Consider the following 12,621-nt stretch of genomic DNA (forward strand, 5'->3'; position numbering starts at 1 on the left):
CCCTTTTCTTATTTAGTACATAACGTGGTAATTAAAGCGCAAGCAAAGGCTGCACATCAATGTACTTACCAATGTTTTTAGACTTCGCTTTTGGGACGTAAGGGATTTCACCTAACTTAGGTGCACCTAACTTATCTTCAAGCATCGCAATAATATCTGCGTAGTGCTCAGTACCTGGATTGATACGGTTTGCGACCCAACCTACTAGGTTTAGGCCATCAGCACGAATCGCTTCTGCCGTTAATAGAGCGTGGCTCAAACAACCAAGTTTAATACCCACAGTCAGTACCACTGGCAGTTGCTCTTTTTTAACCCAGCTAGAAAGATATTCATCGTCTGAAACCGGGACTCGCCAACCACCAGCACCTTCAACTAACACGATGTCAGAGTTTTTCTTATGCTCTTCTAGCTTCGCTGATAATACCGCCTCATCAATTACAACACCATCATGCTTAGCAGCGATGTGAGGCGATGATGGTAGCAACAACGCGTATGGATTGACGTCTTCGTAAGCAATATCTTGCGTCGCCGCTTCTTGAAGATGCAGTGCATCACTATTACGTAGTCCTTCAGGGGATTTTTCACTCCCTGCAGCAACTGGCTTGTAACCAATTGTTGATAAATCTTGTGCGGCCAAAGCTTGAAGAATCGCTTTTGAAACCACAGTTTTTCCCACTTCGGTATCCGTACCTGCAATGAATAATGCATCAATCATAATTGAATAACCCCTAAACAAACTTGATATGTTGCTGGTAAGAAACCTTGATGGTTCTTAAACTCTCGATATTCCCGATCAACAAGCTGCAACATGCGACGACTTGTTAAACCTTGTGAGCGACCACTTACGTGATTAGCGCCGATACCTTTAAGGTCGCGCATCAGTTCAAACGCAGTGTCGTACCAAACGGTGATGGTGGGCAAGTCTAGTTGATGAACGGTACAGCTAGATTGCGCTAACGCAATTTTTACCTTATTGATTGTAATAAAATGGTTAACGTGTTGATGTGCGTCAATTTTGGACCACGACTTTTTCAGTTCAAACAGCGACCCATCAAGCAAAGTTGAGAAAATAACACGCCCACCAGCCGCTGTAACACGCTTCATCTCTCTCAAAGGCGACGACAAATCGTCACACCATTGCAACGCAAGGCTAGAGAAAACGATGTCAAAGCACCCATCTTCAAACGGCAATTGTTCGGCATCGGCTTGTTGATATAAAGATACAGATGCACCACACCGCTTCTCTGCTGTTGCTAGCATTCCAACAGAAAGATCAGCGCAAACCACTTCGGCGCCTCGTTTTACAAGTTGCTCGGAGAAATAGCCAGTACCACAACCTAGATCCAGCACCTTAAAGCCTGACAGATCGCTGGGTAATTTATCCAGTAATCGGTGGCCAACATCGCGTTGAAATTCAGCGTGTTTGTCATAGGTTGTTGCCGCTTTACCAAAGGCTTCGGCAATCGCACTCTTATCTTGGCCAACGTAATTATGCACTACTGCTTCTTGTGACATTTACTGAGCCTCTTTATTTGATTCAAAGCTTGGATGGATACCCGGTTCAGTGCTTAAGTCGATGTTTCGTTCAATGGCTTGATGCAACGACCTGGTTAACTGGAGAATCTGTTTTGGGCTATGGTTAGCTGTTAAGGTGATTCGTAATCGAGCAGTTCCAGCAGGTATGGCTGGCGGCCTTATTGCGGTCACCCAAACTTGGTTTTGCTTTAACTCTTCAGCTATTGATAATGCCGCTTGTGCTTCACCTATCACAAATGGCTTAATCGGAGTCTGAGTATCCACAAATCCTTTCAAGCCGCTCACCTGCTCTGCATAGAGAGACCCTAACTCAGTCAGCTTTTCTCGGCGCCACTCTTGAGTTTGAGTCATCTTACAGGCATGAGATAAAGCCACCGCTTGTGAAGGTGGCATCGCCGTCGAGTACACATGATGACGAGCAAACTGAGTTAAGTAATCACCCACTTCTGACGAACAAAGAATCGCAGCACCAGAAACGCCAAATGCTTTGCCAAAGGTCACCACCAAAATATCGGGGGAGATTTGTGCTGCACTGCAACTCCCAGCTCCTTTATCACCTAATACGCCGATACCGTGGGCATCATCAACCGCCAACCAACTGTCGTATTGATGAGTCAGGTTAGATATCTGGCTGAGAGGCGCTTGATCGCCGTCCATGCTGAATACGCCCTCAGTGACGACCAAGGATTGTAGAGATCGGCTTAATAGAGACTCTAGATGCTGCGTGTCGTTGTGTTTAAAGCGTTTCATGGTTGCATGAGAAAGCATCCCCGCTTCCATCAAAGAGGCGTGATTAAGCTTGTCTTGCAGCAGAGAGTCGTCTTTTTCGAGCAGAGAAAACAACAAGGCTTGGTTCGCACTGAAACCAGAACTAAAGAGAATCGCACGTTCAAAGCCCAACCATTCACACAGCTGAGCTTCTAAATTTCTATGAGCAGGACTAAAACCCGTGACCAATGGCGATGCCGCACTGCCAGCACCATAAAGGGAAAGCCCCGCTTGCCACGCCTCTACCAATTCAGGGTCGTTCGCCAAGCCTAGGTAATCATTACTCGAAAAATTAATAAAGCGAGCACCTTCGCAATTAAGCAAAGGACCATTACTGTTTTCAAGCACTTTAAGTTGACGAGTTAGCCCCTGCTCACGGCGTTGAACAAGGGCATCTTTGATACGGGATTTAAACAGTGGCATCGTAGAACATGTCATCTTTCGTTGGACGAGCAGCAACGCGCTCCACTACTTGATCTAACAGTTCGTTTTCTTGAATTTCATCAGGCTTCTGAGCCACTTGTTGGCTGTTGATGCCTAACTTCTTAAACAGCTGCATGTCCGTGTCTTCATCTGGGTTTGGCGTAGTCAGTAGCTTACAACCGTAGAAGATAGAGTTCGCGCCAGCCATGAAGCACATCGCCTGCATCTGTTCATTCATATTCTCGCGACCTGCAGATAGACGAACCGCTGACATTGGCATCATGATACGAGCAATCGCAATCAACTTAATGAAGTCAAAAGATTCAACATCATCGACGTTTTCCATCGGTGTGCCTTTCACTTTCACGAGCATGTTGATTGGCACACTCTCAGGGTGTACCGGAAGGTTCGCTAGCTCTACCAGCAGGCCTGCACGGTCATTGGTACTTTCACCCATACCAATAATGCCACCAGAACAGATCTTCATACCGGCATCACGTACGTGAGATAGCGTATCTAAACGATCTTGGTAAGTACGAGTGGTGATGATGCTGCCGTAAAACTCGGGAGACGTATCAAGGTTATGGTTGTAGTAATCCAAGCCTGCATCCGCTAACTCGCCAGCTTGATCAGGGGTTAACATGCCTAGTGTCATACAGGTTTCTAGACCCATACCTTTCACACCTTTGATCATATCAGTCAAGTGAGGCATATCGCGTTCTTTCGGGTTTTTCCACGCCGCGCCCATACAGAAACGAGTCGAGCCCGCGTTCTTGGCTTTTTGCGCCGCATCCAAAACACGCTCTACTTCCATTAGGCGTTCTTTGTCGACATCCGTTCGGTAGTGAGCACTTTGAGGACAATACTTACAGTCTTCAGGACAAGCACCAGTCTTAATCGATAGAAGCGTACTCACCTGCACGTGGTTGTGCTCTTGGTACTGTCTATGAACCACTTGAGCTTCAAACATTAAATCCATAAACGGTTTTTCAAGCAGTGCTGTTACTTCAGCAACTGTCCAGTCATGACGAACTTCCACGTGTCGATCCTTTTTTATTATTTGATGTTTCATCTCTATCAATAGAGATTGCATTTATGCTTGGCTAGTCTACCGACAAGCTTTAGACTGTCAACACATTGATAATATCAAAAGTTTACATCTGGTTATTTTTTAACCACACCAAGAATGGAAGTTACTATGGATCTCGCCTTTGATCGCCAGCATATCTGGCATCCCTACACATCAACGTTAACACCTCTGACCTGCTACCCAGTCACCAACGCAGACGGTGTTTACCTAGAATTAGAAGGCGGAAAACGAATTATTGATGGTATGTCATCTTGGTGGTCAACCATCCACGGCTACAATCACCCTGAGCTAAACGCTGCAGCTCATAGTCAAATCGATAAGGTTTCACACGTTATGTTTGGTGGCATCACCCACCAGCCCGCTATCGATCTATGTAAGAAGCTTTTGAATCTCGCGCCAAGTAATCTTGAGCATGTATTTTTGGCCGATTCAGGTTCAGTTGCCGTAGAGGTTAGCCTCAAGATGGCATTGCAATATTGGCACGCTAAAGGACAACCTCGTTCAAAGTTCCTCACACTAAGAGATGGCTACCACGGTGATACCTTTGCGGCGATGTCAGTGACCGACCCTGACAATTCGATGCACAGCCTCTACAAAGGCTTTTTGCCGGAACATATTTTCGCTGATTCGCCAAAAACAGGCTTTTGGGATGAGTGGAACTCAAGTGACATCGATAGTTTTAAAGAAAAGCTGGCAGCACACCATCAAGAAGTCGCAGCGGTGATCTTAGAGCCTATCGTTCAAGGGGCTGGCGGCATGCGCATCTACCACCCTGAGTTCCTAAAACAAGTTCGCTTGCTGTGTGATGAATTCAACGTATTGCTGATCTTGGATGAGATTGCGACCGGATTTGGCCGCACAGGGGAACTGTTCGCTTGTGAGCATGCCGATGTTCAACCGGACATATTATGCGTAGGCAAAGCTTTAACTGGTGGCTATATGACATTGTCAGCGACGCTTGCGAGTAAGGAAGTTGCTGACACGGTATGTGGCGGTGAAGCAGGCTGCTTTATGCATGGGCCAACCTTTATGGGCAACCCATTGGCTTGCGCAGTCGGTGCGGCAAGTTTATCCATCATCGAGCAAGGCCATTGGAAAAATCAGACTCAACAGATTGAACAGCTCTTTTCTGAGTTGTTACCACCGTTGCGAGAACATGAACTGGTTAAAGACGTGCGTTGGTTAGGCGCTATTGGCGTCGTTGAAACTCACACACCCGTCGATATGGAAGCCATTCAAGCTCACTTTGTAGAGCAAGGCGTTTGGATCCGTCCGTTTGGTAAGCTAATTTATATGATGCCTCCGTTTATTATCAAACCACAACATATTGAGCAATTGGTCGCTGCTATCGACACTGCATTACAAAATACTCATTGCTTTAAATAAGGCGTTTATTGCTCTAAACAAGAGCGACGATTATTTCTATATATCTTCATTAATAAATCATTTAATTAAACTAAAAGGCCTTACATAAAAGTAAGGCCTTAACTGCTTGAAGGTAACCGTCAGTTTAACGTAATTGGCTATCTTTACTTGCTCGACGGTTAAACAATGAATGTCGATGTGCGTCATGCTCTAATATTGACTGACATTCTATACACAAACGAACGCCTTTGATCGCGCGTCGTCTTTGTTCCGGAATCTCATCACCACACTCATCACAATAACGCAAACCCTCACCACCTCGAAGGTTTCCTCTTACACGAGAGATCTCATCATCAATGGTATTTTGTATTTGCTGGCTGACACTATCGTCACCAGCCCATCCTACGGCCATAAGCCCTCCTCAGTATTTGAACGAGAAAATCTATACCTACCGCGGTAAGAGCATATTATAGCCACATTTAAGGATTGTAATAATTATCAAAATCAATAAAACACTATTACACATAGGTAACAAAAATTATTTATTTCTCGCCACTGCACTATTCTATAGGCAATAAAAAACCCAGCCTGTTGGCTGGGTTTTATAAGTAACCTAATGCTTAATCAATCTAATTAACCGATGTGCGTTACGCCGCCCATGTATGGTTGAAGTACTTCTGGGATAGCAATACGGCCATCTGCTTCTTGGTTGTTCTCAAGGATAGCAACCATAGTACGACCAACAGCAAGACCAGAACCGTTTAGTGTGTGTACAAGTTCAGGTTTTTTCTCGCCTTTACGACGGAAACGAGCTTGCATACGACGCGCTTGGAAATCCCACATGTTTGAACAAGAAGAAATCTCACGGTAAGTCTCTTGTGCTGGAACCCATACTTCTAAGTCGTAAGTTTTCGCAGAACCGAAGCCCATGTCACCTGTACATAGAATCACTTTACGGTAAGGAAGCTCTAGAAGTTGAAGTACTTTCTCAGCGTGGCCAGTTAGCTCTTCAAGCGCTGCCATTGAGTCTTCTGGCTTAGTGATTTGTACTAATTCAACTTTGTCGAATTGGTGCATACGGATAAGACCACGAGTGTCACGACCGTAAGAACCCGCTTCAGAACGGAAACACGGCGTGTGAGCTGTCATCTTAAGTGGCAGTTCAGCTTCATCAGTGATCGTGTCACGAACCATGTTCGTTACCGGTACTTCCGCAGTAGGGATAAGCGATAGAGTCTTAAGAGGTACGTCACTTACTTGCTCAGTTAGCGGGCTTGTGTGGAACAAGTCTTCGCCGAACTTAGGAAGTTGACCAGTACCGTAAAGGCTATCGTGGTTCACTAGATACGGTACGTACATTTCTGTGTAGCCGTGCTCATCAGTGTGAAGGTCCAGCATGAACTGAGCAATAGCACGGTGTAGACGTGCAAATTTGCCTTTCATCACGATGAAACGAGAACCCGAGATTTTAACTGCGCTAGCAAAATCAAGACCGCCAGACATTTCGCCAAGATCGACGTGATCTTTCACTTCAAAGTCGTAAGTCTTAGGTTGACCCCAACGAGAAACTTCTACGTTATCGTCTTCATCTTTACCATCTGGCACTTCTGCATCAGGTAGGTTAGGAATAGACATTGTGATCGTTTCTAGCTCAGATTGAAGATCAGCCAATGCTACTTTAGCTTGGTCTAGTTCTGCGCCTAAGTTGCCTACTTCTGCAAGGATACGCTCAGCTTCTTCATGGTCGCCTTTTGCTTTCGCTTGACCAATGGACTTCGATCGAGAGTTACGTAACGCTTGTAGCTCTTCAGTTTTCATCTGAAGGGACTTACGTTTTTCTTCAAGTTCACGAATTGTCTCTACATCAAGGGTGAAGCCTCGACGTGCTAATTTTGCCGCTGTTTCATCCAGCTCAGCTCGAAGTAATTTAGAATCCAGCATTGCTAATCCTATGCTTTAGTTATTTGAATATTCAGTAGCTTGCTACTGAATCACTGCTAAACCCCTAAAACTGGTGTTATTTCGACCAATTTATAACGATTTAATTGAAATTTTATGACTAGGTAACGATATCCAAAAAAGACTACTTTTCATAGCGTTTTTGTGGGCTTTTTGCGTCCAAATCCGCCAGATAATCTAGCTTCTCGCCAATTTTGGTCTCTAAGCCTCGTTTTGTTGGGAAATAGTATTGCTTCTCTCCCATTTCAGGAGGCAGATACTTTTCACCAGCGGCGTAGGCTCCTGGTTCGTCATGAGCATAACGGTATTCTTGCCCGTAGCCCATGTCCTTCATCAAAGTTGTCGGTGCATTTCGCAAATGATGCGGCACTTCATATTCAGGAAGATTGTGAGCATCTGTTAACGCTTGCTTCCACGCGGTGTAAACGGCGTTACTCTTTGGTGCACATGCGAGATAAACAACCGCCTGCGCAATCGCACGCTCCCCTTCAGCAGGGCCAATGCGCGTGAAGCAATCCCAAGCCGACATCGCTACCTGCATGGCGCGAGGATCAGCGTTACCGATATCTTCAGAAGCAATCGCCAGCAAGCGTCTAACGATATACAGAGGATCACACCCCGCAGCAATCATTCGTGCTGACCAGTACAAGGCCGCATCAGGGTTTGAGCCACGAATTGACTTATGAACCGCGGAGATTAGGTCGTACCAAATATCACCCTTGTTATCGAAACGAGCGACTTTCTCACCAGCCACTTCAGCCAACAACTGCAAGGTTATCGCTTTCTCGCCTTTATCGTTGTCTTCTGCCATGTCATACAGCAGTTCAAGGTAGTTAAGCGACATACGCGCGTCGCCGTTAACCAGTTCTGCAAGGCGATCTAAAACATTATCAGCAAAATCAACAGGCACATCACCTAACCCACGTTGCTTATCTTCAATCGCTTGGCGAATGACAAGAGAAATATCATCTGTGTTCAGGGACGTCAGTTTGTAGACACGCGCACGTGACAACAAAGCGTTGTTCAGTTCAAAAGATGGGTTTTCTGTCGTCGCACCAATAAAGGTCACGGTGCCATCTTCGATATGAGGCAGAAAAGCATCTTGCTGACTTTTGTTAAAGCGATGGACTTCGTCCACAAACAGGATGGTTCTGCGCCCTGCTTGCTTGTTCTCGCGCGCTTTTTCAATTGCAATACGAATGTCTTTTACGCCCGAGGTTACCGCCGATACGCGTTCCACTTCAGCATTCGCATAGTTTGCTGCAACTTCGGCTAACGTCGTTTTACCGGTGCCCGGAGGCCCCCACAAAATCATCGAGTGGATATGGCCCGCTTCCAACGCTCTGCGAAGTGGTTTACCTGGGCCTAATATATGCTGCTGACCGATGTACTGTTCGACAGTTTCCGGTCTCATACGAGCAGCAAGGGGACGAAAATCTTCGTCCCCCGCAAAATCTAAGCTGTAATTACTCAATTGCAATCTCTTGATTCGTTGATGGCATTAATGCCTATCGACGTACTACCAAACGATCTGCTTGTTTAGATCAGTTTCTTTGGTCGTCGACCTCGACACCTTCCGGTGCCACAAAAGTAAAGCGGTCTGCTGCAGGTTTACCCAAATCAACATTGCTAAAGGTAAACTCACCTTTTTGACCGTCTTGTTCAATCACATTAAAGCCCTGAACAATGCCCTTTTCGGTGATATTAATCTGGAAGTCACCCTGATTAGAATCGACAGCAGTTGGCGTTAGCGTGAATTGGTTACCCGTTTGCGCCACATTATAATTATCCCAATCACTTTCTTGGTTACGTGTAAGCAGGACAAAAGGTGTCTGTGATGTCGCTTGCTCTTGCCAATAAATGCTCACTTGCTCAATGAACGGGCTGTAGTACCACAAGCTTTGGCCATCAGATACCAACAAGTTTTCATCAGGGAACGTGGTCTCCCAGCGGAACAGGCTTGGGCGTGCAATCTCTACCGTGCCCTCACCTTCCATAACAACATCACCATCAGGGCTGGTCACGACTTGTTTAAAGTCAGCGCTGAAGCCTGCGTTTAATGCCAAGCGGCTACTCAACTCTTCTTTCGGAGAAGCAAACACTGAGAAGCTCATAAATAAAAGTGCGAATACTTTTTTCATCAATAATCCTGTTAGAACATAAGTCGGTCATATTTTCGATTTGACCGACTGAATAGTTATGAGTTCCTACCGGAACTAATCTTTTGGTGGCGCTGGTGCTAAGACTTCTCGGTTACCGTTATGACCTGGAGCACTTACGATACCTTGAGCTTCAAGTTGCTCGACAATACGTGCAGCACGGTTGTAGCCAATCTTGAATCGACGCTGTACGCCTGAAACTGAGCCACGACGTGAATGAACAACGTGTTCTACCACTTGATCAAACAGAGGATCGACCTCTTCATCACCTTCCATCTTCTCACCCGGAAGCAAGGTTTCTGGGGTTTGTTCGCCGTTGGTGATTTCATCAATATAGTTTGGCTTACCACGCGCTTTCCAGTTATTCACGACTGCGTGTACATCGTCATCAGATGCAAAGGCACCGTGAACACGAGTTGTATGGCTAGAACCAGGAGGCAAGTAAAGCATATCACCCATGCCCAATAGTGATTCCGCACCACCTTGGTCAAGGATAGTTCGTGAATCCGTTTTAGTTGATACCGTAAAGGCCACACGGGTTGGAATGTTCGCTTTAATAAGACCAGTAATAACATCCACTGATGGACGTTGCGTCGCTAGAATCAAGTGAACACCCGCCGCACGTGCTTTTTGTGCCAAACGTGCAATCAGTTCTTCAACCTTCTTACCAACCACCATGATTAGGTCGGCAAATTCATCAACGATAACCACAATGTAAGGCAGTTTCTCAAGCAATGGCGCTTCTGGGTCCATGCTGTCGCCCGGCTTCCACAGTGGATCGTGAATTGGGTGACCCGCTTCCGCTGCCATCTTAAGCTTATCGTTGTAACCTTTAATGTTACGAACGCCTAATGCTGACATCAGCTTATAACGTCGTTCCATCTCGCCAACACACCAACGAAGGGCGTTCGACGCATCTTTCATGTCGGTTACCACTTCAGACAATAGATGAGGAATACCCTCATAAACCGATAGCTCAAGCATTTTCGGGTCGATCATGATGAAGCGAACATCTTCCGGTGATGCTTTGTAAAGCATACTCAGAATCATTACGTTCACACCTACCGACTTACCAGAACCGGTTGTACCTGCAACCAGAACGTGAGGCATTTTCGATAGATCAGCAATAACGGCTTCACCAGCGATGTCTTGTCCTAGAACCACTGTCGTTGGCGATTTCGCTTCTTGGAACTGAGGGCTAGCAACCACGTCTGAGAAGAATACCGTTTGGCGACTCATATTCGGCAGTTCTAAGCCAACATAAGGTTTACCCGGAATCACTTCTACGACACGTACTGCCAATGCAGAGAGCGAACGCGCTAAGTCCATAGAAAGGCCAGAAATACGGCTTACTTTCACGCCCGGAGCCAGATCGAGTTCAAATCGAGTGATTACTGGGCCAGGGAAAATATCAACCACATCGGCTTTGATCTTGTAGTCCGCTAGCTTAGATTCAACAAGACGAGCAATTGCCTCTAGCGCATCACGGTCAATAAAGGTTTCACGCTTTTCAGGGTGGAATAACAATTCAAGCGTGGGTAATGGCTCAGCAGGCTTAGGTAAATTAACGTCTTGTTGAACCAAGAACGGGTTCTGCGCCGCTGCCATATTCGCTTGTGCTTCAGAAACAATGCTTTGGAATGCGGCGACATCTTGATCTTGATCTTGATGCGCAGGTTCTTCTTCCGTTACTTCTTCCCAAGGAAGATCAACAGTTGGCTCTAGGTTTTGTGCTGTTGGCTGTTCAGGTTCTGAATGTTCTTCTTGATAAGGGAAAGGTTCAAACTGTTCTTCGATTAATGCTGCGTCAGCTAATTCAGCTTCAGCCTGTTCTGATTCAAGCTCTGAGCCCTGTTGGTAGCTTTGCTCTTCCGTAACATCAAACGGTGAAGGTTGTGCAGAGAAATCGTCTTCCACGGTTGCTTCTGGCTCGCCCATAGGTGAAGCGTATAAAGATTCAGGTTGAACATCTTCAGAACCAAATTCGCCATTTACTTGTGGTGAGCTATCTAATTCTGGTTCAGCACTTCTAAGGTCAGCATGAGCAGGGCCAACTTCTGGTTGTTCGTTCTGCATGTATTGTTGGTAAGCAACCTGAGAATCATGCGCGTCAACCTGATCTTGTTCTGCTAGGTCATCTTCATACATGGCCGCATTTTCTAGCTGCTCTATCGTTGCATTCAACTGTTTAGAGCGCTCAATACCTTCTTCTAGCGGTTCTTCTGGCGCTTGGTAAACAGCTGCTGCAGGGATCGTTTGCTCTGACTCAATTACCGCTTGAGGCTGAACCTGAGGTTCTTCATGAACAGGAGCTTCTTGTTTCGCAGGAGCATCGACAGGCATATGAATATTGTAATGACGCTTCGGCGATGCAGCATTGTCTCGCGCATTTGTCGCCACGTCTGCCGACTCATTGGTCGCAGAAAAACTCATCGCAGGATCTAGCGGATCATGCTCTGTTGATTCTTTGTTGCCTTCTATAGCAGGAACATCGCGGTAAGTTGGCGCTTGATGCTGCTGATGACGTTCTTCGATTAAATCGCGGTCTGCTGATTCTCTTAATTGAGGCTCAAGCAGCTCTTGGTCTTGGCCACGAGCCTTATTAACAGTAGACGTGAAGAATTTGATGGCACATTCACCCAACCATTCCACAATGCTTAGCCAAGAGATACCGGTTAATAGAGTGAAACCAGCACCCCATAAGAAAAGAAGAACCAGCGTACTACCAAGAACATTCAACGTTGGAAGTGCAAGGCTTGTTAAAACGTCACCTACCACGCCACCGGATGAAAAGTACCAGATGTCGTCAAAGTTGATATCCGCTAAACCACAACTCGTAAGAATTAGGATAGTCAGGCCAAGTAAGCGAGTGCCCCACAGCATGAAGTCGATCTGCTCGTCTTCATTACGTTTGCGGAATAAAACCCACGCAGCAACCGTCACTAAGATAGGCAGAGGGTAAGCCAAAGAGCCAAATACGAAGAAAAGCGTATCCGCCAACCAAGCACCTAGGTAGCCACCCGCATTTTGAATGTCACCACCCCACGCCGTTTGCGACCATGATGGGTCTGCAGGACTAAAAGTTAATAACGCAACGGCAAGTAGAATAGAGAAGAGAACACCGAGAATCAGACTGCACTCTTTGAGACGTTGAGAACCACTCAAACGAGGAGACTGAGGCTCTTCACTCGTTTTAATGATTGTTTCTACTTTATTACTGCTCTGCTTGAACATAAACCAACTTAATAATTAAACGGGATAAAAACATCTCGAGCGGCCAAAGCCGCTCGTTTCAATGAAACTACTGTTGATTTAACCATA

At 46.0% G+C, this 12,621-nt stretch carries 10 protein-coding genes; 1 reads left to right on the forward strand and 9 read right to left on the reverse strand.

Annotated features, from left to right (window positions below; translation table 11 throughout):
- Positions 1 to 31: 31 nt before the first annotated feature.
- From bioD to bioB, 4 genes are read right to left on the reverse strand one after another with little or no spacing between them, the layout of a single operon-like run.
- Complete coding sequence (gene bioD, locus AB6D93_RS11160) at positions 32 to 715, reverse strand: dethiobiotin synthase (RefSeq protein WP_017060255.1); 684 nt, start codon at positions 713 to 715, stop codon at positions 32 to 34.
- The gene (gene bioC, locus AB6D93_RS11165) at positions 712 to 1,515 is read right to left on the reverse strand and encodes a malonyl-ACP O-methyltransferase BioC (protein ID WP_017060254.1); all 804 of its coding nucleotides are present in this window, start codon (positions 1,513 to 1,515) and stop codon (positions 712 to 714) included. Before bioC ends, bioD begins: the two co-directional genes overlap by 4 nt.
- The gene (bioF, locus tag AB6D93_RS11170; protein ID WP_102332949.1) at positions 1,516 to 2,727 is read right to left on the reverse strand and encodes an 8-amino-7-oxononanoate synthase; all 1,212 of its coding nucleotides are present in this window, start codon (positions 2,725 to 2,727) and stop codon (positions 1,516 to 1,518) included.
- The gene (gene bioB / locus AB6D93_RS11175; protein WP_016792500.1) at positions 2,714 to 3,766 is read right to left on the reverse strand and encodes a biotin synthase BioB; all 1,053 of its coding nucleotides are present in this window, start codon (positions 3,764 to 3,766) and stop codon (positions 2,714 to 2,716) included. The genes bioF and bioB overlap by 14 nt, the downstream gene beginning before the upstream one ends.
- A gap of 159 nt (positions 3,767 to 3,925) precedes the next feature.
- On the opposite strand from bioB, the gene bioA reads away from it, so the two are divergent.
- Positions 3,926 to 5,203, forward strand: coding sequence for an adenosylmethionine--8-amino-7-oxononanoate transaminase (gene bioA, locus AB6D93_RS11180; RefSeq protein ID WP_102332950.1), 1,278 nt, complete (start codon positions 3,926 to 3,928; stop codon positions 5,201 to 5,203).
- A gap of 124 nt (positions 5,204 to 5,327) precedes the next feature.
- Here bioA and AB6D93_RS11185 read toward each other — a convergent pair whose 3' ends face one another.
- From AB6D93_RS11185 to AB6D93_RS11205, 5 genes are all read right to left on the reverse strand, one after another.
- A complete protein-coding gene (locus AB6D93_RS11185) occupies positions 5,328 to 5,594 on the reverse strand; it encodes a DksA/TraR family C4-type zinc finger protein (protein WP_017060251.1) in 267 nt (88 codons plus the stop codon).
- Positions 5,595 to 5,815: 221 nt separating this feature from the next.
- Positions 5,816 to 7,123 carry a serine--tRNA ligase gene (serS, locus tag AB6D93_RS11190; protein ID WP_017060250.1) on the reverse strand — a complete coding sequence of 436 codons (1,308 nt, stop codon included), beginning with the start codon at positions 7,121 to 7,123 and terminating at the stop codon, positions 5,816 to 5,818.
- Between the two features lie 142 nt (positions 7,124 to 7,265).
- Positions 7,266 to 8,621 carry a replication-associated recombination protein A gene (locus tag AB6D93_RS11195; protein WP_017060249.1) on the reverse strand — a complete coding sequence of 452 codons (1,356 nt, stop codon included), beginning with the start codon at positions 8,619 to 8,621 and terminating at the stop codon, positions 7,266 to 7,268.
- A gap of 64 nt (positions 8,622 to 8,685) precedes the next feature.
- Positions 8,686 to 9,282, reverse strand: a complete 597-nt coding sequence (lolA, locus tag AB6D93_RS11200) for an outer membrane lipoprotein chaperone LolA (RefSeq protein ID WP_017060248.1) — start codon at positions 9,280 to 9,282, stop codon at positions 8,686 to 8,688.
- Positions 9,283 to 9,357: 75 nt separating this feature from the next.
- Positions 9,358 to 12,534, reverse strand: coding sequence for a DNA translocase FtsK (locus AB6D93_RS11205; RefSeq protein WP_102332951.1), 3,177 nt, complete (start codon positions 12,532 to 12,534; stop codon positions 9,358 to 9,360).
- Positions 12,535 to 12,621 lie beyond the last annotated feature (87 nt).

Source organism: Vibrio sp. 10N.247.310.23 (assembly GCF_041467155.1).
In the GTDB taxonomy this organism is placed as follows: Bacteria; Pseudomonadota; Gammaproteobacteria; order Enterobacterales; family Vibrionaceae; genus Vibrio; species Vibrio crassostreae_C.

What these genes read in the sequence shown, in the direction of transcription:
- bioA (WP_102332950.1), top strand. Translation starts at nt 3,926, where the DNA reads ATGGATCTCGCCTTTGATCGCCAGCATATCTGGCATCCCTACACATCA.
- AB6D93_RS11205 (WP_102332951.1), bottom strand. Translation starts at nt 12,534, where the DNA reads ATGTTCAAGCAGAGCAGTAATAAAGTAGAAACAATCATTAAAACGAGT.
- bioC (WP_017060254.1), bottom strand. Translation starts at nt 1,515, where the DNA reads ATGTCACAAGAAGCAGTAGTGCATAATTACGTTGGCCAAGATAAGAGT.
- lolA (WP_017060248.1), bottom strand. Translation starts at nt 9,282, where the DNA reads ATGAAAAAAGTATTCGCACTTTTATTTATGAGCTTCTCAGTGTTTGCT.
- bioD (WP_017060255.1), bottom strand. Translation starts at nt 715, where the DNA reads ATGATTGATGCATTATTCATTGCAGGTACGGATACCGAAGTGGGAAAA.
- AB6D93_RS11185 (WP_017060251.1), bottom strand. Translation starts at nt 5,594, where the DNA reads ATGGCCGTAGGATGGGCTGGTGACGATAGTGTCAGCCAGCAAATACAA.
- bioF (WP_102332949.1), bottom strand. Translation starts at nt 2,727, where the DNA reads ATGCCACTGTTTAAATCCCGTATCAAAGATGCCCTTGTTCAACGCCGT.
- serS (WP_017060250.1), bottom strand. Translation starts at nt 7,123, where the DNA reads ATGCTGGATTCTAAATTACTTCGAGCTGAGCTGGATGAAACAGCGGCA.